This window comes from Delftia sp. WSY_10, assembly GCF_043104705.1.
Classification (GTDB): domain Bacteria; phylum Pseudomonadota; class Gammaproteobacteria; order Burkholderiales; family Burkholderiaceae_C; genus Comamonas; species Comamonas tsuruhatensis.
Window position 1 is genome coordinate 402,245 of sequence record NZ_JBICKY010000012.1, and the last position, 20,858, is coordinate 423,102.

At 69.2% G+C, this 20,858-nt stretch carries 19 protein-coding genes; 7 read left to right on the plus strand and 12 right to left on the minus strand.

Annotated elements, in window-relative coordinates; translation table 11 throughout:
- Window positions 1-10: 10 nt before the first annotated feature.
- Genes ACF8ML_RS03960 through ACF8ML_RS03980 form a run of 5 tightly spaced genes read right to left on the minus strand, consistent with a single transcriptional unit; the run spans window position 11 to window position 6,243 of the window.
- Entirely contained in the window at window positions 11-1,096 is a 1,086-nt protein-coding gene (locus ACF8ML_RS03960) for a CobW family GTP-binding protein (RefSeq protein ID WP_392406330.1), read from the minus strand.
- Entirely contained in the window at window positions 1,093-1,470 is a 378-nt protein-coding gene (locus ACF8ML_RS03965; RefSeq protein ID WP_016445485.1) for a hypothetical protein, read from the minus strand. Before ACF8ML_RS03965 ends, ACF8ML_RS03960 begins: the two co-directional genes overlap by 4 nt.
- An 8-nt stretch (window positions 1,471-1,478) precedes the next feature.
- Window positions 1,479-3,275: a hydantoinase B/oxoprolinase family protein gene (locus ACF8ML_RS03970; RefSeq protein ID WP_012207429.1), complete on the minus strand. Its 1,797-nt coding sequence runs from the start codon at window positions 3,273-3,275 to the stop codon at window positions 1,479-1,481.
- The gene (locus ACF8ML_RS03975; RefSeq protein ID WP_016450909.1) at window positions 3,272-5,368 is read right to left on the minus strand and encodes a hydantoinase/oxoprolinase family protein; all 2,097 of its coding nucleotides are present in this window, start codon (window positions 5,366-5,368) and stop codon (window positions 3,272-3,274) included. Before ACF8ML_RS03975 ends, ACF8ML_RS03970 begins: the two co-directional genes overlap by 4 nt.
- Window positions 5,369-5,382: 14 nt before the next feature.
- Window positions 5,383-6,243 (minus strand): fumarylacetoacetate hydrolase family protein, encoded by an 861-nt coding sequence (locus ACF8ML_RS03980; RefSeq protein ID WP_333905482.1) that lies wholly within the window; start codon window positions 6,241-6,243, stop codon window positions 5,383-5,385.
- 155 nt (window positions 6,244-6,398) lie between these two features.
- On the opposite strand from ACF8ML_RS03980, the gene ACF8ML_RS03985 reads away from it, so the two are divergent.
- Window positions 6,399-7,343, plus strand: coding sequence for a LysR family transcriptional regulator (locus tag ACF8ML_RS03985; RefSeq protein ID WP_392406333.1), 945 nt, complete (start codon window positions 6,399-6,401; stop codon window positions 7,341-7,343).
- Window positions 7,344-7,429: 86 nt separating this feature from the next.
- On the opposite strand, the gene ACF8ML_RS03990 is transcribed toward ACF8ML_RS03985, so the two are convergent.
- Window positions 7,430-7,825: a RidA family protein gene (locus tag ACF8ML_RS03990; RefSeq protein WP_016445482.1), complete on the minus strand. Its 396-nt coding sequence runs from the start codon at window positions 7,823-7,825 to the stop codon at window positions 7,430-7,432.
- 168 nt (window positions 7,826-7,993) lie between these two features.
- Between ACF8ML_RS03990 and ACF8ML_RS03995 the strand changes: the two genes are divergently transcribed.
- Window positions 7,994-8,884 carry a LysR substrate-binding domain-containing protein gene (locus ACF8ML_RS03995; RefSeq protein ID WP_392406335.1) on the plus strand — a complete coding sequence of 297 codons (891 nt, stop codon included), beginning with the start codon at window positions 7,994-7,996 and terminating at the stop codon, window positions 8,882-8,884.
- Between the two features lie 17 nt (window positions 8,885-8,901).
- Here the strand turns inward: ACF8ML_RS03995 and ACF8ML_RS04000 are convergent, their stop codons facing one another.
- On the minus strand, window positions 8,902-9,855 hold the full coding sequence (locus ACF8ML_RS04000; RefSeq protein WP_279494310.1) for a glyoxylate/hydroxypyruvate reductase A: 954 nt from the start codon (window positions 9,853-9,855) through the stop codon (window positions 8,902-8,904).
- Entirely contained in the window at window positions 9,852-10,265 is a 414-nt protein-coding gene (locus ACF8ML_RS04005) for a VOC family protein (protein WP_012207434.1), read from the minus strand. Before ACF8ML_RS04005 ends, ACF8ML_RS04000 begins: the two co-directional genes overlap by 4 nt.
- 131 nt (window positions 10,266-10,396) lie before the next feature.
- Between ACF8ML_RS04005 and ACF8ML_RS04010 the strand changes: the two genes are divergently transcribed.
- Window positions 10,397-11,251, plus strand: coding sequence for a LysR substrate-binding domain-containing protein (locus ACF8ML_RS04010; RefSeq protein ID WP_392406337.1), 855 nt, complete (start codon window positions 10,397-10,399; stop codon window positions 11,249-11,251).
- A 16-nt stretch (window positions 11,252-11,267) separates the two neighbouring features.
- On the opposite strand, the gene ACF8ML_RS04015 is transcribed toward ACF8ML_RS04010, so the two are convergent.
- Window positions 11,268-12,272, minus strand: a complete 1,005-nt coding sequence (locus ACF8ML_RS04015; protein ID WP_046986376.1) for a tripartite tricarboxylate transporter substrate binding protein — start codon at window positions 12,270-12,272, stop codon at window positions 11,268-11,270.
- Window positions 12,273-12,323: 51 nt separating this feature from the next.
- Complete coding sequence (locus ACF8ML_RS04020) at window positions 12,324-13,511, minus strand: M20 family metallopeptidase (RefSeq protein WP_099753104.1); 1,188 nt, start codon at window positions 13,509-13,511, stop codon at window positions 12,324-12,326.
- Between the two features lie 70 nt (window positions 13,512-13,581).
- On the opposite strand from ACF8ML_RS04020, the gene ACF8ML_RS04025 reads away from it, so the two are divergent.
- Together ACF8ML_RS04025 and ACF8ML_RS04030 are read left to right on the plus strand one after the other, a co-directional pair.
- Window positions 13,582-14,346, plus strand: a complete 765-nt coding sequence (locus tag ACF8ML_RS04025; RefSeq protein WP_392406339.1) for an IclR family transcriptional regulator — start codon at window positions 13,582-13,584, stop codon at window positions 14,344-14,346.
- A gap of 163 nt (window positions 14,347-14,509) precedes the next feature.
- Window positions 14,510-15,928, plus strand: a complete 1,419-nt coding sequence (locus ACF8ML_RS04030) for an RtcB family protein (protein WP_392406341.1) — start codon at window positions 14,510-14,512, stop codon at window positions 15,926-15,928.
- Window positions 15,929-15,943: 15 nt separating this feature from the next.
- Here the strand turns inward: ACF8ML_RS04030 and ACF8ML_RS04035 are convergent, their stop codons facing one another.
- On the minus strand, window positions 15,944-17,905 hold the full coding sequence (locus tag ACF8ML_RS04035; RefSeq protein WP_141835349.1) for a sigma-54-dependent Fis family transcriptional regulator: 1,962 nt from the start codon (window positions 17,903-17,905) through the stop codon (window positions 15,944-15,946).
- Window positions 17,906-18,227: 322 nt separating this feature from the next.
- Here ACF8ML_RS04035 and ACF8ML_RS04040 point away from each other — a divergent pair, with 322 nt between their 5' ends.
- Both ACF8ML_RS04040 and ACF8ML_RS04045 read left to right on the plus strand, forming a co-directional pair.
- On the plus strand, window positions 18,228-19,751 hold the full coding sequence (locus ACF8ML_RS04040; protein WP_012207447.1) for an aldehyde dehydrogenase family protein: 1,524 nt from the start codon (window positions 18,228-18,230) through the stop codon (window positions 19,749-19,751).
- A gap of 67 nt (window positions 19,752-19,818) precedes the next feature.
- A complete protein-coding gene (locus ACF8ML_RS04045; RefSeq protein ID WP_202758583.1) occupies window positions 19,819-20,193 on the plus strand; it encodes a DUF779 domain-containing protein in 375 nt (124 codons plus the stop codon).
- A gap of 18 nt (window positions 20,194-20,211) precedes the next feature.
- Here the strand turns inward: ACF8ML_RS04045 and ACF8ML_RS04050 are convergent, their stop codons facing one another.
- Entirely contained in the window at window positions 20,212-20,799 is a 588-nt protein-coding gene (locus tag ACF8ML_RS04050; protein ID WP_043822113.1) for a peroxiredoxin, read from the minus strand.
- Between the last annotated feature and the right edge of the window lie 59 nt (window positions 20,800-20,858).

Genomic DNA, 20,858 nt, shown 5'->3' on the forward strand with positions numbered 1-20,858 from the left:
GTTGCGTGGCTCAGCCCGGGTCCTGATTCGGCGCGCGCCGCCTGTGCCTGCGCACCAGCACGCTCAGCGTGTCGTCCAGGGCCTGAGCATCCAGCCCCCGCGTGATGAAGACGATGCGCGTGCGCCGGTCGGCACCCGGCCAGCGGGGCAGCGTCTGCGGCGGGCCGAACAGGTGCTGCACGCCATGGATGACCAGGGGCTGGTCCGGGTGCTCCTGCAGGTGCACGATGCCTTTGACGCGCAGCAGGTCATCGCCGCGCATGGCCGTGACCCAGTCCATCCATTCGCCGAACGCCTGCGCGGGCAGGGGCTCGTCGCGCTGCAGCACAAAGGACGAGATGCCGTCGCGGTGCGCGCCTGCCGGCGCTGTCACCGGAGCTGTCACCGGAGCCATGGCCCGGTAGCCGGGCGTCTGGAGCATGCCCGCAGCGGCGTCCTCCTGCCCCGTCGCGCCTTCCGACATCAGCCGCTGCAGCAGCGCCACATGGTGGCCGGGGTCCATGCCTTGCAGCGCCTCGCCGTTGATGGCCTGCACCTGGGCCAGCAGTTGCGCAGCGGGCTGTGCGCCGCCCAGCAAGTCTGTCTTGGTCAGCAGCACCAGGTCGGCCACAGCCAGTTGCCGCACCGCTTCGGGATAGCCTGCCAGCGTGGCGCTGCCCAGCACGGCATCGACCGTGCAGGCCACGCCGGCCAGCGCATAGCGCGCCCGCACGGCGGGCTCGCCCAGGAAGGAGCGCAGTATCGGCCCCGGGTCCGCCAGGCCGCTGGTTTCGATCAGCACGCGGCGCGGCGCGCCCTGTTCGCGCAGGGCCAGGCGCTCCAGCGCCTCCACCAGATCGCCGCGCACGCTGCAGCACAGGCAGCCATTGGCCAGCAGCACCGTGTCCTCGCAGGCCAGGCTGGTCAGGTCCTGGTCGATGCCGACCGCACCGAACTCGTTGACGATGACGGCCGTCCCGTGCAGGTCCGGCAGCGCCAGCAGCCGGTTGAGCAGCGTGGTCTTGCCGCTGCCCAGAAAGCCCGTGAGCACGGTGACCGGAATGCGCTGGCCCGCCGCTTCGGGCAGGGCCAGCAGGCTGGAGAAATGCCCGCTCATGACGCCACCCCGCCCTGTACCCCGCCATGCACCTCGGCAAACGAGCGCAGCGTGCGCTCCAGCCGCGCCAGCGCCCACTGCGCCACGGCCTGCGGCACCTCGTCCGAGCCCAGCGCATCGAGCAGGCCGCGCAGCGGCTGCGCGCCCTGCCCGGGTGCGGGCCGGGCACGGAACCAAGCCGCCACCTCGGGCTGCTCGCAGCGCTCGCCCCCGTCCTGCAGGTAGTCCACGATGTCCAGCTCGAAGTCCTCCAGCCGCAGGCTGATGCCGCCCGCCCCGCAGGCGCAGGCACCGCCCAGGGCGACATGGCGCAGCGCCAGGGCGCACCACAGGTCCCAGAGCCGGCCGGCCTGCAGGGCGTGGTCGGACGCCATGGCCGTGCTCACTGCCCGTCCCAGGCCACGGCGGCAGCCGCTGCACCGGATGCACCGGGCACTCTGGGCGCACTGCGCAGCGCCTGCGTGCCCTCGTGATCCACCTGTCCCTGGCCATCCAGCGCCACGCGGTAGACCTCGCGGGCCACCTGGGCGCTCACATAGCCTTCGCGCACGTCCTCGGCCACCTTGTCCAGTTCGCGCGCCAGCGGGTCGCCAAAGCCCCCGCCGCCGCCCGACAGCATGCGGTAGGCATCGCCGCGCTCCAGGCGCACGTTGAAGATCTTGGCGTTGGCATGGTCGGTCTTCCATTCGCCCTTGTGGCGCACGGCCAGGCCGTTGCCCATGGCGTCGCCGCCGCCCTCCAGGCCCCAGGGCTTGCAGTGCACGCGGTCGATGCGCGTGGTGACGGTGAAGGGCGACAGCGCCTGCACCACCATCTCCGCGCCCAGGCCACCCCGGTACTGGCCCGCGCCGGCCGAGTCCTGGCGGATCTCGTACTTCTCCACCAGCACCGGGTACTTGGCCTCGAGCTGCTCGGTGGGGCTGTTGTGGGTGTCGCCGTCATTGATGCAGACGGTGACGGACACGCCGTCCTCGCGGCTCTTGGCGCCCCAGCCGCCGCCCAGCGGGCCGATGCCGACGATGAACAGCCGCCCGTCCTCGGGCGAGATGCCATGGATGTTGGGAAACACCAGGTCCGCATGGTGGCCCGCGATGGAGCGGTCGGGAATCGCCGGCGCCAGGGCCTTGAAGATGGTGTCGATCACCGTCATGGGGAAGGTCATCCACACGCGCATGGGATAGGGCCTCTCGGCGCTGATCACCGTGCCCATGGGCATGATCACCTTGAGCGGCCGGAAGCTCCCGTCGTTGACCGGGTAGTCGGTCGGCGTGGTGAGGCATTTGTAGGCCACCTGCGCGCAGGCGATGCCCGTGGTGAAGCCGGAGTTGTAGAAGCCGCGCACCTGCTTGGAGACATCCGACAGGTCCACCGTCATCTCGTCGCCCTGCACCGTGACCTTGACGCGGATGGGAATGCGCTTGCCGATGTCCAGCCCGTCGTCGTCCATGAAGGACTCGGCCTCGTACACGCCATCGGGAATCGACAGCGTGTTCTTGCGCGCCACGGCCTCGCTGGAATCCATGATCTGCGCGATGGCGCCGTTGACCGCATCCACGCCATAGCGCTGCAGCAGTTCCACATAGCGGCGCTCGCCCGTGGTGATGGCCGTGATCTGCGCGCGCAGATCGCCCAGGGCCCGCTCGGCCAGGCGCACGTTCATCGCGATGATGTCGATCAGGTCCTGGTTGACCTCGCCCTGGCGCTGGTACTTCATGATGGGGATCTGTATCCCCTCGCTGAAGATGTCCGTGGTGACGTTGCCCAGCGTGCCGCCCACGTCCAGCCAGTGGGCCATGCAGCAGGTGAAGCCTTCGAGCCGGCCCTCATGGAACACCGGCATGGTGAACGTGAAGTGGTTCAGGTGGCTGCCGGTGGTATAGGCATCGTTGGTGACCAGGATGTCGCCGGGCAGGATGTTCTCGTAGCCGAAGTGGCGGATCTTGGCCTTGACCGTCTCCGACATGCCGCGGATGAACATGGGCAGGCCCAGGCCGATGGACACCGTGTCGCCCTCGCGCGTGAACAGGCCGACCGTGAAGTCCAGCGCCTCGTAGATGATGAGGTTGTAGGCCGTGCGCGTCAGGTTGGTCTTCATCTCCTCCGTGACGGCGTACAGGCCGTTGCGGATGATCTCGACCGTGACCGGATCGACGGGCCTGGAGTCAGTGGGGTGGTTCATGTGCGGTCGCTCCCGATGTCGATTTGCAGATTGCCCAGTTCGTCCACGCGCAGCCGGTCGCCGGGCTGCACGACGGTGGTGGATGCGTGTTCCTCGATCAGCGCGGGCCCCGCGATCTCGTTGCCCGCCAGCAGGCGCTCGCGCAGATGCACCGGCGTGTCCACCCAGCCGCTGGAGCGGAAATAGACGGGCTTGACCGTGCGCACGGAGGCACGGCTGGGCTCGGCGCTGCCGCGTTCCACGCTGTGCCTGGGCGGTTTCTTCATCGTGCCCAGCACGGTGACGCGCAGGCTCACGAGGTCGGCCGGCTCCTGCGGGGCCGAGGTGCCGTAGCGCACCTTGTGCAGCTCGTCGAACTGGCGCTTGATGGCCGAGCGGTCCCGTCCCTCGAAGAAGGCCATGGGCAGGTCCACGGTCACCGCATGCTCCTGGCCCACGTAGCGCATGTCGGCGGCGCGTTCGATCACGATGCCGTCCGGCGCGATGCCGGACTGCGCCAGCGCGGCGCGGCCCTCGTCCTCCATGCTCTGGTAGGCGGCCTCGATCTCCTCGAAGGAGACCTCGCCCAGCTTGCGGAACACCGAGCGCACGTAGTCGTAGCGCAGGTCGGAGAACAGCATTCCGTAGGCCGAGAAATAGCCGGGCGCATAGGGGATCAGCACCTTGCGGATGCCGATCTCGCGCGCAATGGCCGAGGCGTGCAGCGGACCCGCGCCGCCGTAGACGACCATGGTGAAGCTGCCCGCGTCCAGGCCGCGCTCGGTGGTCACGGCCTTGACGGCATGCGACATCTGCGTCACGGCGATGCGCAGGATGCCGTCGGCCGCCTCGGTGGGCTCCAGGCCCAGCGGGGTCGCCACGCGCTCGGCCATCTGGCGCTGGCAGGCATCCATGTCCAGCTGCAGCTCGCCGCCCAGGAAATGCTCCGCGTCCAGCCGGCCCAGCACCAGGTTGGCGTCGGTCACCGTGGGCTCCAGCCCGCCACGGCCATAGGCCACGGGGCCGGGGATGGAGCCAGCGCTCTGCGGGCCCACGCGCAGCGCGTTGCCCGTCTCCACGCGGGCGATGGAGCCGCCGCCCGTGCCCACTTCGTGGATGTCCATCATCGGGATCTGTATCGGCAGGGCCTGCTCGTAGCCGCCGATCAGCGCCGAGCCCGTGGTCAGCGGCCGGCCTTCGCTGATCACGCCGGCCTTGGCCGTGGTGCCGCCCATGTCGAAGGCGATGGCATCGCCCATGCCCAATTGCGCACAGATGGCCTGGGCGCCGATCACGCCGGCCGCCGGACCCGATTCGAGCATGCGAACGCAGCCCACCTTGGCATGCTCGACCGGGAACAGGCCGCCCGTGGACTGCACGATGTAGAAATCGCCCTCGAAGCCCTTGCCGCCCAGGTGGTTCTCCAGCTGGCCCAGGTACTGCGACACGCGCGGCCCCACATAGGCATTGGCCACGGCGGTGGACACGCGCTCGAACTCGCGGTACTCCTGCGACAGCTCGTGCGAGGCGCAGACGAAGGCGCCCGGCATCTCTTCCTGCAGGATCTGCTTGACGCGCTGCTCGTGCGCCGGATTGCGGTAGGAGTGCAGCAGCAGCACGGCCACGGCCTCCACGCCCTGCCCTGCCAGCTCGCGGGCCAGCTCGCGCACGGCCGCCTCGTCCAGCGGCTTGTGCAGGCTGCCATCGGCGCGCAGGCGCTCGGACACCTCATGGCGCAGCGAGCGCCGCACCAGCGGCTGGTGCTTGTTGAAGAACAGGTTGTAGGCATCGGGCCGGTTCACGCGGCCGATCTCGTAGATGTCGCGAAAGCCCTCGGTGATCAGCAGCGCGGTGTGGGCGCCATTGCGCTCCAGCAGCGTGTTGATGGCAATGGTGGAGCCGTGCAGGAACAGATGGCCGTCGCGCCAGTCGATGCCCGCGCTGTCTATCGTGGCCTGGATGCCGTTGACCAGCTCACCATGCGTGGACAGGGCCTTGCCGAACAGCAGCCGGCCGCTGGCCTCGTCGAACGCCGCCATGTCGGTGAAGGTGCCGCCGATATCGACGGCAATGCGCAGCCGGGGCCGCTGCGAAATCGCTTGTTGGTTATCCATGAAATTCTCCGGAGTCAGACGGCAGCGGTATCCGTGCCGATGCGGTTGCGCAGCACGCCTAGCCCAGTGATCTCGACCTCGACCACATCGCCATGCTTCATGTACAGAGGCGGCTCGCGGCGGTCGCCCACGCCGCCCGGCGTGCCCGTGGCGATCACGTCGCCTGGCGACAGCGGCGTGAAGCGCGACACATAGGCCACGATGGTGGGGATGTCGAAGATCAGGTCGCCCAGGCTGGCCTGCTGCACCACGCTGCCGTTCAGGCGCGTCTGCAGCGCCAGGCTGCGCACGTCGGCCACCTCGTCGCGCGTGACCAGCCAGGGGCCGAAGGGCGCCGTGCCGGGAAAGTTCTTGCCGGGCGTGAACTGGTGCGTATGGCGCTGCCAGTCGCGCACGCTCACATCGTTGAAGCAGGCATAGCCGGCGATGTGGTCGAAGGCATCTTCCTTTGCAATGTGGCGCCCGCCCCGGCCGATGACGAAGGCCAGCTCGCCCTCCCAGTCGAAACGCTCCGAGAAGGCCGGGCGCAGCAGCTCGTCTCCATCGGCGGCCAGGCTGTCGTTGAAGCGCAGGAACAGCGACGGGTGCTCGCTGTCGGCGCGCCGCGTCTCGGCCACATGGGTCTTGTAGTTCAGGCCCACGCAGATGAGCTTGCCGGGGTTGGGGATGACGGGCAGCGCCTGGGTCTGCGCCGCATCGACGGACACGGCGCCGGCCTGCAGGGCCTGCTCCAGCTCGCCCAGCGCCTGTGCGCGCAGCACGGACAGCAGGTCGGGATGGCGGGCGAGAAAGCCGGCGGGCGGCAGCAGGAAGCGCTCGGCCAGAACCTGCCCGTAGCGGGGCTGTCCGGCATGGATGAAGCTGGCGAGTTTCAACGGATTTTCCTTAGGTTCGGTGGCTGGAAAACCTGCCACGGCAAGGCCACTGGCAAGGCATGACTGAACTGTAGAAATCCCGTTGATATCTGGATAGATAGAATTTCAGGCTTTCAGAATTGCCTCATCAGGCATACCTCAACCGGGTAACCACCATGCACCTGCCCAGCGTCAAGCTCTTCCTCGAGGTCTCCGAAGCCGGCAGCATCAGCAAGGTCGCGGCACGGCGGCACACCGTGCAGTCGCACATCAGCCGGCAGATCAGCGAGTTCGAAGCGTCTCTGGGCGGCCCCTTGCTGCGGCGCACGGGCCGGGGCGTCACGCTGACGCCGCTGGGCGCGCGGGCCGCGCTGCGGCTGCGCAGCTGGCTGCAGGAAACCGAGCAATTGCAGGAAACACTGCGTGCGGACGCAGGCCAGCTATGGGGCGAGGTGCGGCTGGGCATCGTGCCCTCGGCCGCGCACCCGCTGATGACGCATGTGTTCGACTGGCTGCAGCGCGAGCACCCGGGCATACGCCTGAACATCACCGAGGCCCAGGGCACGGAGCTCGATGCGCTGCTGGACAGCGGCGCCGTGGACCTGGCCATCCTCTTTCGCTTCGCGCGCCCGGCCGGCGGCGACGAGCGGCTGCTGAGCACCGCGCACAGCTATCTGGTGTCGCGCCCTGGCGATCCCTTGACCCTGGCGCCCACCACGGAGTTCGCCGCGCTCGACGGCCTGCAGCTGGTGCTGCCGCGACGCCCCAGCCATTGGCGCGACGCGCTCGATGAGGCCGCGCACAGCCACGGCTTTCGGCTCGCGGCGGCGGCCGAGGCCGACTCGCTGACCGTGCAAAAGGAACTCGTGGCCCACGCGCCCGGCCTCTACTCGGTGATCGGCCCGTATTCCATCGATGCCGAGCTGCGCCAGGGCCGGCTGCAGGCCAGCCGCCTGGTCAACCCCGGCCTGGTGCGCCATGTGACGCTGGCCCTGCCCCGGCACGGCAAGCTCACCCAGGCCTGCCGCGTGGTGAGCGATGCCATCGAGGCCTTGACTCAGGCCTGGGGGCAGCAGCTGTCGCCGGGGCCGCTGAGCACCTCGGGACTGCTCGGCGGTTGAAGGGATCAGATATCGGCCCCATCGGCTCCAGTCGTCGGCCATGCACGCCGTGGCCAGGCCATCGGAACAGAACGGCCGCAACCATGTCAGCGGGCCTGGCCATCACGCACGGCTGCAATGGCCTCGATCTCGATCATGGCCGCCGGGTCGTACAGCGCCTGGATCTGGGCAATCGTGTCGGCCGGATAGGGGGCGCCGAAGAACTCGCGGCGCAGGGCAACCACCTCGTCGAAGTGGCCCATGTCGGTGACGAAGATGGTGACCTTGATCACGTCCTTCAGGCTGGAGCCGCCCGCCTCCAGCGCGCGGCGCAGATTGGCAAACGCCTGCCGGCCCTGGGCCAGGAAGCCGCCCGGCACGATGCGGCCATCGTCTCCGGCGCCGGCCTGGCCGGAGATGAACAGCAGCTCGCCAAAGCGAATGCCTTGCGACAGCAAAAATGGCTCGTAGGGGTCGGGTTGCGTGGTGACACGGTGCAGCATGGTTTCATTTCCTTCATCCATCCCCGGCAGGATCGCGCTTGGGGCATGGGTGGACGATAGGGAAGCCGGATGATTGCGACAAAGGTTCATTTGTCAGGCATAAGATGAGTTTTCCTCACCCCATTCCTCACCCCATTCATCACCCGCCCCTTGCGTCCTCCAGCCCTCATGCAACGCAACCAGCTGCCGCTTTCCGCACTGCGCGCCTTCGAGGCCGCCGCCCGCCTGGGCAGCTTCAAGCAGGCCGCCGACGACCTGGCCGTGACACCCACGGCCATCAGCCACCAGATCCGCGCGCTGGAGGAACAGCTGGGCCTGGCGCTGTTCGATCGCCAGGTACGCAAGGTGGTGCTGACCGAGGCAGGCGCCCAGCTCTATCCGGTGCTGCGCGACGGTTTCGACGCCTTTGCCGCCACGCTGGAGCGCCTGCTGCAAAAGCGCCTGCGCGCCCAGGTCAGCATCTCGGCCACCAATGCGTTCACCGTGAAATGGCTGGTGCCGCGCATGGCCAGCTTCCGCGCGATGCACCCGGAGGTGGACCTGCAACTGCAGGCCTCGGACGATGTGGTGGACCTGCGCTCCCATGCCGTCGATATCGCCGTGCGCTACGGGCGCGGCCCCTATCCTGGCCTGGTGGCCGAGCCCCTGTTCAGCGACCGCTTTGCGCCCGTGGCCAATCCCCGGCTGGGCGTGCTGGGTCCGGCCGACCTGGCCCGCCTGCCGCTGATCCGCTTTGACTGGAAGACGGCGCACGCCAGCAATCCCACCTGGGAGCGCTGGTTTGACGAGGCAGGCCTGGCCTGGAATTCACCGGCGGGGCAACTGCGCTTTTCCGATGAGGGCCATGCCATCCAGGCGGCCATTGCCGGTCATGGCATTGCCCTGGTGAGCCTGGCCCTGGTGGCCGAGGACATTGCGGCCGGCCACCTGCTGCAGCCCTTCGGCCCCTCGATCACCGGCCATACCTACCATCTGGCCGTGGGCGAGCAACGGGAGCCGGGCCCCCATGTGCGCGCCGTCATGGACTGGCTCAGAAGCCAGTCCATGACCGTGCCATAGCCGTACCGTAGCCGCCCTCAGTAGCCCCGCGCCGCGTCCACCGCCTGCGGCAGCTCGCCGCTGGCGCGCCAGCGCCGGATGTTGCCCGCCACGATGGCCGATGCCGTCGCGCGGTCCGTGGGTGCCGAGATGTGTGGCAGCACGGTCACGGCGGGGTGCGCCCACTGCCAGGACGATTCTGGCAGGGGCTCCTGCTCGAACACGTCCAGCACGGCATGGGCCAGGCGGCCGCTGTCCAGGGCGGCGCGCAGCGCGGCATCGTCCACGATGGGGCCGCGCGCAAAGTTGATCAGCGAGGCATGGGCGGGCAGCGCGGCCAGCGCCTGCGCGCCGACGATGCCGCGCGTCTGCGGCGTGAGCGGCAGCAGGCATACGAGGATGTCGGTCTGCGCCAGCATGGCGGGCAGCTCGGCATCACCCGCATGGCATTGCACGCCTTCCATCTGCCTGGGCGTGCGGCTCCAGCCGCGCACCTTGAAGCCTGCCGCCAGCAGCCGCCGCGCGCTGGCTTCGCCCAGTGCGCCCAGGCCCAGCAGCGATACCGTCCTGTCCTGCGCGCGCACGCCGTCATGTGCCAGCCATTGGCGCGCGGCCTGCTGGCGGGCATAGCGCGGCATGTCGCGGTGCAGGTACAGGGTCCAGGCCAGCACGGCCTCGGCCATGGTGTCGGCCAGTTGCGGGTCCACCAGGCGGACGATGCGCAGGTCGGTATCGCCCAGGTCGGCCACCAGGCGCTCCACGCCGGCCCAGACGCTGTGCACCCATTGCAGGCGCGGCAGCGTGCGCAGGTCGGCAGGCTGGGGGTTGGCGACGATGGCGACCTCGCAGGCCGCGCGCTGGTCGGCATCCAGCGCGTCGAGCGCCACCACGCGCTCCTCTGGCAGGGCGGCCTGCAGGGCCTGCAGCCAGGCCTGGGCTGCCGGGTAGCCGGGTGCGCAGACAAAAGGAAGCGGGGGGAGCGAACCGCTCATTTGGCGAAGACCTTGTCCAGATCGGCGAAGCCCTTGACCTCGATGGGATTGCCGCTGGGGTCGCGGAAGAACATGGTGGCCTGCTCGCCGGGCTCGCCCTCGAAGCGGATGCCGGGCTGCAGCACGAAATCCACCACGCCGCCCGACAGCCGCGCGGCCAGGGCCTTCCAGTCGTCCATGGCCATCACCAGGCCCAGGTGGGGCATGGGCACCATGTGGTCACCCACGCGGCCGGTGTTCGTGACCGGGAAGGGCTCGCCCAGGTGCAGCGAGATCTGGTGGCCGAAGAAGTCGAAGTCCACCCAGGTCTCGGTGCTGCGGCCTTCCTGGCAGCCGAGCAGCGTGCCGTAGAAGGCGCGCGCTTCGTCCAGATCGCGGACATGGTAGGCAAGGTGGAAGCTGGTGCGCATGGCTGATCCTTTGGTTGTGCTTGTGGTGCAGGCAGGCTCGCAGGCCGTGGCCTGCCGTGGGTGGCGCGAGCCTAGCAGAGGCTTTTCAAAAGTGATAGCGTTGATTTCTTTGCAATCCCCAAGGAAATCTTTTGGAGACCCGCTATCTCAAGAGCCTGATCGCCGTGGTGGACAGCGGCTCCATCGCCGATGCGGCGCGCGCCGAGCACCTGACCGCCGCCGCCGTGGGCCAGCGCGTGCAGGCGCTGGAGCGCGAGCTGGGCTTTGCCCTGCTTTCGCGCAGCGGCCATGCGGCCCGGCCCACCCAGGCCTGCGTGGCCCTGCTGCCGCGCGCGCGGCGCCTGGTGCGCGAGGCCGCGCTGCTGGGCAGCGATGCCAGCGCCGATGGCCTGGCCGGCACGCTGCGCATCGGCGCCATCTCGACTGCGCTCACGGGCATGCTGCCGGCTGCGCTGCGCAAGCTCACGCAGGCGGCGCCACAGTGCCGGCCCGTCATCGTGCCGGGCACCTCGCGCGCGCTGTTCCAGATGCTGCAATCCGGCGAGCTCGATGCCGCCGTCATCGTGGCGCCCCCTTTTGAACTGCCCAAGGCGCTGCGCAGCGTGCAGCTGCGCCGCGAGCCGCTGGTGCTGCTGGCCCCGCCCCAGGCACGCGGCCGGCCTGCCGCGCTGCTGCGCAGCCTGCCCTACATACGCTACGACCCCGATGCCTGGGGTGGCCGCCATGCGGCCGACTGGCTGGCCGACCAGGGGCTGGAGCCTGCGGTGCTGTGCGACCTGGACGCCCTGGAGGCCATTGCCATGCTGGCCGCCGACGGCATGGGCGTGGGCCTGGTGCCGCACTGGACGGGCCTGGAGCGCTTCATGGGCGACTGCCGCATGCTGCCCATTGCAGGCGCGGCCTATGAGCGCGCCATCTTGCTGGTGACCAGCGCCGATCCCGACCTGCCGCGCATGGCCGAGCTGCTGGAGGGCGCACTCGCGTAGGTTGCGGCCTTCGCTCTCAATCCGCCTGCACGTAGCCCGTGACGCGGATCATCTCGCGGTACTTGGCGATCTCGCGCGCATAGGCCGCCGCCGCATCGTCCAGGCCCATGGGCTTGGCGACATCACGGCCGTCGGCCTCCAGTTTGGCGATGACCTGCGGGTCCAGCAGGGCCTGGCCGATGGCCTGGTTCAGGCGCTGCTTGACGTCCTGCGGCGTGCCCCGTTTGACGAAGTAGCCCGCCAGGCTGGCGTACTCGAAATCGCGCAGCGCCGGCACTTCGGTGATGCTGGGCACGGCCGACAGCACCGCAGGCCGGTTGCGCGACAGCACGGCCAGCGCCCGGAAGCGGCCGGTGCGGATCATCTCCAGCATGGACGCCTGGAACGGCATGATGCTGAAATCGATCTGGCCGCCGGCCAGGTCCTGGATCACGGGTGCCGTGCCCGCATAGGGCGCGTGGGTGAACGGCACCTTCACCACCTTGCCCATGTACTCGGTGATCAGGTGGTAGAGCGAGCCCACGCCCACCGAGCCGTAGGTGAGCGAATTGCTTTCGTTGCGCGAGCGTGCCAGCGCCAGGAACTCTTGCATGTCCCGGGCCGGCAGGCCCGAGCGCACCAGCAGCACCAGGTGGGTGACGGTGATGTACTGCAGGTTCTCGAACGCATCGGGCTGGTAGCGCACGGCCTTGTTGGTGAGCGGCGGCAGGATGAGTTCGTTCTGCGTGCCCTGGAAGAACATGCTGCCGTCGGCCCTGGCGCCCAGCACTTTGGATGCGGCAATCGTCCCCGTGGCGCCGCCCAGGTTCTCCACGATCACCTTGGCCGCCAGTCCCTCGCCTATGGGCTTGCTCAGGATGCGGGCGCTGACGTCACTGGGCCCGCCTGCCGGGTAGGGCACCATCAGGCTGACCGGGCCGGGCGCCGAGGCCGCGGCAGGCTGCAGCAGCAGGGGCGCCAGCGGCAGGCCGGCGGCGATTTTCAGGAGCGAGCGGCGTGTGGGCAAGGCAAGTGGATTCATGAAAGTGCACCAGGCAATGGCTTGAGGGGGAAGGCGGGAATCAGGCGCGCCCTACCACCGGGCGTGGGGCAGGCGCGCAATGGTGTGGAGCACCGCCAGGCCGCGCGGGACGATGGTGTCCACTTCGCAGTACTCGTCGGTGGTGTGGAACTTGCCGCCCACGGGGCCGGTGCCGCACAGCGTGATGGCGCCCAGGCTGGAGGTCACGCCCGAGTCCGCGCAGCCGCCGCTGAACTCGCCCTCGGCCTTGTGGCCCAGCGCGCCCAGCTCGGTCTGGTACAGCTCGAACAGTTGCTGCGACTGCGGCGTGGGAACGAAGGGGCGGAACTCGCCGGTGATGTTCAGCGTGGAGCGCGTGCCCTGGATGAAGGACTTGTCGCAGATGCAGCGTATGCGGCCCACCAGGGACTCGCGCTGGTCCAGGTCGAAAATGCGCAGGTCGATGGCCGCCTTGGCCGACGGCGCCGACGTGTTCACCGACAGCCCGCCCGACACCAGGCCCACGTTGACGGTGACGCCCTTGTCCAGGTCGGTGAGCGCGTCCAGCGCCACCACCTTGTGCGCCAGCTCCGAGATGGCGCTGATGCCCTCGGCGAAGTTGGCGCCCGAGTGCGCCGCCTTGCCCTCGATCTCCACGCCGAAGAACACGCCGCCCTTGCGGCCCGTGACCACGTTGCCCGAAGGCCGGCCCGGCTCCGCATTGAAGACAAAGCCCGCCTTGCGCGCAAAGGGCTCGATGACGGACTTGCTCAGGGGCGAGCCGATTTCCTCGTCGCAGGTGAACAGGCCCGTGACCTCGGGCGCAGGCTCCGCGCTGTGGGCCAGCGCAGCCAGCAGGAAGGCGTTCATGACGATGCCCGACTTCATGTCGGCCACGCCCGGGCCGTAGGCCCTGCCGCCTTCGATGCGAAACGGCCTGCGCGCGGCCTCGCCTTCAGGGAAGACCGTGTCGCAGTGCCCCATCAGCAGCACGGGCCTGCCCACGGTGCTGCCCGCGTTCACGGTGACCGAGATCGCGGCCTCCACGCCATCGACGAAATGCGGGCTGACCTGCAGCCCCTGGCTCAGGAAGAAGGCCTCCAGGCGCCGGAACACGCGCGCCACGCCGGGCTTGTCGAAGCTGCCCGAGTCGATGTTGACGATGTCGGCCAGCAGCGAAAGCATGTTCTCCCGCTGGCCCTTGATCCACTCCGACGCGCCGACCGCCCGGTCCGCACTGACAATGGCTTGCTGTGGCATCCGCTGCCTCCGTATTTTTCAATACTTGGTATTGTTATTTAATACTTCAGATTCACAATCAGGTAAAACGATGATCGAAAACGCGTTGTATGTGGGCTCCGTGGGCAAGGCGTTCCGCGTGCTGGACTGCTTCAAGGGCGCGGCGGGCGACCTGAGCCTCACGGAAATCATGGAGCGCAGCGGCCTGGACAAGAGCGCCGCCCAGCGCTACGCCTACACCCTCAGCGCCGAGGGCTACCTGCAGCAAAACAGCCAGACCCGCCGCTACCGGCTGGGCCCGGGCGTGCTGGACCTGACCTTCCATTTCCTGCGCACCCATGCGCTGGCCGAGGCGCTCAACCCCCTGCTGCTGCAGCTGTCCAAGGACACGGAGCAGAAGATCAGCCTGTCGCTGCGCGACGGCGACTGGCTGGTGCACGTGCTGCGCCACCAGACCAGCACCGAGCACTACCACGCCTCGCTCGTGGGCCGGCGCGTGCCCCTGCAATGCACGGCAGGCGGGCGCGCCGTGATGGCACGGCTGGACGAGGCGCAGGTGGAGCACCTGCTGGCCCCCGGCCGCCTGCTGGCCAGCACGCCCCGGACGCTGACCACCGCCAAGGCCGTCCAGGCGGAGCTGAAGAAGGTGCGCGAGCGCGGCTACGCCATGGTGGTCGATGAATTCATCATGGGCGAGGTCGCGCTGGCCGCCGCCGTGGTCGATGCCGACGGCGTGCCGCTGGGCGCCCTGCACCTGAGCGGATCGTCAAGCCAGTGGAGTGGCGCCGACTACGCGAAGAAGTTCTCTCCTCTGCTGCTCAACGCCATCGCCCAGTACGAGCGGCGCAACGCGTAGCGCCTGCCGTCCAGCGCGGATCCCGCTATACTGCGCGCCTTCTTTCTTGAACGAGCTGCTGCAGGAAAGACGTTTTCCGGGCCTTTGCCGCCCGGGTGTCTTTCATCGTCCGTACACCCATCGGACGCGGCGAGCGCCAACCAGGCCTCGCGGATCTGCAGCCATGAGCACTCCTCAACGACTCCAGCGTGCCTTTGCACGCACGGGCATCTCCCTCGACTATCGCGACGGCATCTACCACGTGCGCGATGGCCAGGCCGAGGCCCACATTCTTCTTCCCGACAGCCTTCCCCTGGAGGACAAGGCCGTGCGCCAATTGCTGGCCTTTGCGGCCGTGCGCCGGCATGACGGCCAGGGCAGCCACGGCGCCGTCTGCCGTGCCTGCGCCACGCCCGACTTCCATCCGGGCACGGTGGCGCCCGTGGGCAGCGTGGTGGCCACGCCATCGGACTTCGTCATTCCGGCCGCCATCGGCACGGACATCAACTGCAGCGTGCGCCTGCTGACCACGGGCGCCCGGCTGGACCAGCTGGCGCCGCACAAGGGCCGGCTGGTGGACTTGCTGACCGCCAGCCTGCTGGGCAGCGGGCGCGACGTGCCCGTGACCACGGCCGCCTTCCGCGCGCTGTTCGACCACGGGCCGGCCGCCTTTGTGGACCGGCTGAGCGGCCAGGGCCTGTGGGGCCATGTCGACAGGGACCGCCTGCACCGCGAGCTGGCCGCCTGCATCGGCCTGAACAGCTTCGCTGGCAGCGCCCGCCACGCGCCCCATGCCTATCTGCAGGAGCGCCATGCCGTGTTCCGCGACCCGTGCCTGGGCACGGTGGGATCGGGCAACCATTTCGTGGAACTGCAGGTGGTCGACGAGGTGCTGGACCGCCACGCGGCCTACCGGGCCGGACTGCGCGCGGGCGACGTGGTGGTGATGATCCACAGCGGCTCGCGCGACCTGGGCTTTTACGTGGGCCAGGCCTGGATGGACCGCGCCCGGGCCGAGTGGCCGCAAGGCGTGAAACACCCGGCCAGCGGCCTGTACGGCCTGTCGGGTCCGCTGGCCGGCGAGTACCTGCAGGCCATGGGCGTGGCGGCGCGCTATGCCTGGGCCAACCGCGTGGTGCTGGCCGAGCTGGTGCGCAAGGACCTGGCGCAGATCGTGGGCGCAGCGGATTCGCGCCTGGTGGTCGATGTGCCGCACAACGTGGTTCTGCAGCAAGGCGGCATGAACATCCACCGCAAGGGCGCCACGCCGGCCAACGAGGGCGACTTCGCGCTGATCCCGGGGTCCATGGGCGATGCCTCCTACCTGGTCACGGGCCTGGGCGCGGCCGACTGGCTCTGGTCCTGCAGCCATGGCGCGGGGCGGCGCATGCGCCGCCAGGCCGTGCGCGCACTGCGCCCCGAGGCACATGCAGGCCGTGCGGCCGAACAGGGCTGGCAATGCGTGACGCTGCGCGAGGAGCGCCGCATCGAGGAGGCCCCGAAGGCCTACAAGCCCATCGGCCCGGTCATCGAGTCGCAGGAGGCGGCCGGCCTGATCCACGCCGCCGTGAAGCTCAGGCCCTGGATCACCTTCAAGGCCTGAGCACCGGCAGGCGCCTCACTGCAGCCGCAAGCCGTCCGCCGCACGGTCCTGGGCCAGCTTGCGGTACAGCGTCTGGCGGCTGATGCCCAGCATGCGTGCGGCCTGGGTGACATTGCCCCGGCAGTTCTCCAGCGCCTGCCGCACGGCCGAGCGCGAGAGTTCATCCAGGCTCTGCGGCGCAGCGTCGAGCCGGGGGCCGCTGCGGGCGGTCTGCGCCAGCTCGGCCTGGAAGTCATCGGGCAGGTGCTGCCATTGCAGGCAGTCCTCATGGGGATCGAGCATGGCGCAGGCCGTTCTCAGCACGCTGGCGCACTGGCGAAGATTGCCGGGCCAGCCATGGCCGGCCAGTTGCGCCAGCAGGGCCGGCGCCATGCGCAGCGGGCGCGCGGGTTCGATGTCGGCCAGCATGCGCGCGGCCAGCGCCTCGAAGTCGCCGCGCTCGCGCAGCGGAGGCAGCTCCACGGCCAGGCCGTTGATGCGGTAGTACAGGTCGGCACGAAAGCGCCCCTGGTCGGCATCCTCGCGCAGCCTGCGGTTGGAGGCGCTGACCAGCGCGAAATCGACCGCAACGGGCGTGCCACCGCCCAGCGGCACCACCTGCCGCTCCTGCAGCACCCGCAGCAGCCGGGTCTGCAGCGACAGCGGCATGTCGCCGATCTCGTCCAGGAACAGGGTGCCGCCGTGCGCCTGGCGCAGCAGGCCCGCCTGTCCTTCGCGCCGCCCGCCCGTGAAGGCGCCCTGGCGGTAGCCGAACAGCTCGGCCTCGATCAGCGACTCGGGCATGGCCGCGCAGTTGATGGCCACGAAGGGGCCGTCGCGGCGTGGCCCGCTGTCGTGGGCCGCGCGCGCAAACCATTCCTTGCCCACGCCGGACTCGCCCTGGATGAGCAGCGCAATCGGCTTGCCCAGCACGCGCCGGGCCTTGTCGGCCGCCGTGCGCCAGCGCGCATCGCCCGTGTCCAGCCGCGCCAGCGCATCGCGCGCCGGCTGCTGCGGCGCCTGTTGCTGTTGCTGTTGCTCTGCAACCCGTTCCACGACCGAGGACCGGACCGTGCGCCGGTCCGGCACCAGCTGGCCGAACAGCGCCGTGCCGTCATGGCGCCGCAGCGGCTGGGCCGCATCGGGCTGGCGGTGCTGGCGTGACAGCAGCTCCTCCAGCCCGGCGTCCAGCACCTGCTCCAGCGACACGCTGCCCAGTTGCCCCCGCGACAGGCGCAGCAGGGCCAGCGCGGCGCGGTTGGCGCCCACCAGCCATCCGTCCGCGGAGATCAGCGCAATGCCTTCGGCCACCGTGCCAATGCCTTCGGGCCGCGCGTGCAGGTGCAGGCGGATGTGGCGCTGGCCGTCGCAGGCCATGAGGCGGTTTTCGATCATGCGGGCCGCCGTGCCGACCAGGCCCAGCGTGTGCGGGCTGCCCCGGCCATGTTCGCTGGAGATGTCCAGGATACCCAGCAGCTGGCCCGTGCCCGACAGGATGGGCGCGGCCGCGCAGGTGAGAAAGCCGTTGCGCTCCAGGAAATGCTCGCCGCCCTGGATTTCGATGGAGTCCATCTCGGCCAGTGCCGTGCCGATGGCATTGGTGCCGCGCTGCGCCTCATGCCAGGACGCGCCGCTGGCCAGGGCCACGCGCTCGGCCTTGCCCAGAAAGAAGGGGTCGCCGCAGGTATCCACCAGGGTGCCGCAGGGGCCGGCCAGCACCACCACGCTCTGGCTGCCGCGCACCTGCTCGGACAGGTATTCCATGACGGGCCGTGAATGCGCCAGCAGCGCATGGTGGCGGCTGCGCAGCACGCCCAGCGCGTGCTGCTCCAGGTTGTCGGCGGCGCCCAGCCGTCCTGTGGGACGCAGTCCCTGCTCGATGCAGCGCTGCCACGAGCGCGCCAGGCGCTCGTCCACCAGGCCGCTGGGGCACAGGCCTGACTCCATCAGGCTGTGACGGGCCTGGCGCAAGGCCACAAGGGAGGCTCTCGATTGCATGCTGTCTCCTGCTCGGGCGTCATTGCGCCACGTTGCAGACCAGTATGCGGGGCCGGCGGGCACCGGGCAAGCCAAGTGGCAGGCCAGGCGCCCGACTGTTCCATTTCTGGACAGTTGTCCTGTTGCGGAACGTCACGGCACAGGGCGAACGCGCACGGGAATACCCGCAGCAGCCACGTCCCGCGTGCCTTTGCGGGCACCTGCCCTGCTGCCTGCAGGCTGGCACGGCTTTTGAATCATGTCTGCCGTCCGGCCATGGCCGGATATGCCGATCCACACCCGATCACAACAGACCCATAAGCATCCTCAGGAGACAAGCAGCATGACCGTCTACGCAGCACCCGGCGCCGCTGGCGCCAAGATCGCCTACAAGGCCCGCTACGACAACTTCATCGGCGGCAGGTTCGTACCTCCGGTCAAGGAGCAGTACTTCGACGTGGTCACCCCCATCAGCGGCAAGGTCTACACCCGCGCCGCGCGCTCCACGGCCGAAGACATCGAACTGGCGCTGGACGCCGCCCATGCCGCCAGCGACGCCTGGGGCCGCACCAGCGCGGCCGAGCGTGCGAACGTCCTGCTGAAGATCGCCGACCGCATCGAGGCCAACCTGGAGCTGCTCGCCTATGCCGAGACCGTGGACAACGGCAAGGCCATCCGCGAGACGCTGAATGCCGACATCCCGCTGACCGTGGACCATTTCCGCTATTTCGCGGGCTGCGTGCGAGCCCAGGAAGGCGCGCTCAGCCATATCGACGAGACCACGGTGGCCTATCACATCCAGGAGCCGCTGGGCGTGGTGGGCCAGATCATTCCCTGGAACTTCCCCATCCTCATGGCGGCCTGGAAGCTGGCGCCCGCGCTGGGCGCGGGCAACTGCGTGGTGCTCAAGCCGGCCGAGTCCACGCCCATCAGCATCCTGATCCTGGCCGAGCTCATTGCCGACCTGCTGCCGCCCGGCGTGCTCAACATCGTCAACGGCTTCGGCCGCGAGGCCGGCATGCCGCTGGCCACCAGCAAGCGCATCGCCAAGATCGCCTTCACGGGCTCCACCTCCACGGGCCGCGTGATCGCCCAGGCCGCGGCCAACAACCTGATCCCGGCCACGCTGGAGCTGGGCGGCAAGTCGCCCAACATCTTCTTCGCCGATGTGATGGACAAGGACGATGCCTTCCTCGACAAGGCCGTCGAAGGGCTGGTGCTGTTCGCCTTCAACCAGGGCGAGGTCTGCACCTGCCCCAGCCGCGCGCTGATCCACGAAAGCATCTACGACCGCTTCATGGAGCGCGTGCTCCAGCGCGTGGCCGCCATCCGGCATGCCAACCCGCTGGACACCGACAGCATGATGGGCGCGCAGGCGTCCAAGGAGCAGCTCACCAAGATCCTGTCGTACCTGGACCTGGGCAAGCAGGAGGGCGCCGAGGTGCTGGCCGGCGGCGGCCAGGCCCATCTGGGCGGCGACCTGGAAGGCGGCTACTACGTGCAGCCCACGCTGTTCAAGGGCCACAACAAGATGCGCATCTTCCAGGAGGAAATCTTCGGCCCCGTGCTGGCCGTGACCACCTTCAAGGACGAGGCCGAGGCCCTGGCCATTGCCAACGACACGCTCTACGGCCTGGGCGCTGGCGTGTGGAGCCGCAACGGCAACGTGGCCTACCGCATGGGCCGCGCCATCAAGGCCGGGCGCGTGTGGACCAACTGCTACCACGCCTACCCGGCGCATGCGGCCTTCGGCGGCTACAAGGAATCGGGCATCGGCCGCGAGACCCACAAGATGATGCTGGACCACTACCAGCAGACCAAGAACCTGCTGGTCAGCTACAGCGAGAACAAGCTGGGCTTCTTCTGAAGTTCTTCCCAGGTGAATGCGGCCGGCGGCGCACAGCGCGGCCGGCCGCCCAGGAAAGGACCAACCCATGGTTGACAAAGTGATTGCCACCGATGCCGCCCTGGCGCTGATCGCCGACCTGCAGGCGCAGCACGGGCCGGTGTTCTTCCACCAGTCCGGGGGCTGCTGCGACAACAGCGCCGCCAACTGCTACCTGCCCGGCGAGCTGACGATAGGCGCCCAGGACGTGCTGCTGGGCCAGGTGGGCGGCGCGCCTTTCTACATCGGCAAGTCGCAGTACGAATACTGGAAGCACACCCAGCTCATCCTCGACGTGATCGAGGGCCAGGGCGGCACCTTCTCGCTGGAGGGCAGCACGGGCAAGGCCTTCCACACACGCTCCAGGCTGTTCACGGACGAGGAATACGCCGAGATCCTGGCCGGCGAGGGCAACGGCCCCTGACAGGGGCCGCGCGGCGGGCTACTTTCCGGTCAGCCGCTTGACCGCGGCCTCGGTCTGGCGCACATGTTCGTCCGGGTCCGAGCCGATGTGCACGAAGCGGACCTTGCCGTCCTGCCCGATCACGTAGGAGATGCGGTCGGCGCGCTGGGGGTCGGCGGCGGCCGAGGCGTCGTAGGCGCGGATGGTCTGCGCCTGCGGGTCCGATGCCACGGCGAACTGGTCGCGGCAGGCCTCGGTGGAAAAGCGCTTGAGCGTATCGATGTCGTCATGCGACATGCCCACCACCGTGGCGCCCATGGCCGCGAAACGCGGCGTGGCCTCGGCAAAGGCATGGGCTTCCATGGTGCAGCCCTGGGTGAAGGCCTTGGGGAAGAAATACAGCACCACCGGCCCCTTCTTGAGCGTGGCCGCCATGTCGAAATCGAAGGCCTTGCCCGCCACCGCAGCCGGCGTGGTGAAGCGCGGCGCGCTGTCGCCCACCTTAAGCGCGGCCTGGGCCAGCGGCGACAGCAGCAGCGCCGCCAGCAGGGGAGCGGCGGCACGCGCGCAGCGGCGGCCCAGGGATGCGCGTGGGTGGATGGAATCGCCGCAGCGGATATCGGACATGCATGGCCTCCTGAGCCTGGAACGGGATGCCCCATTGTGGCCAATCGGCCAAAGCCCTG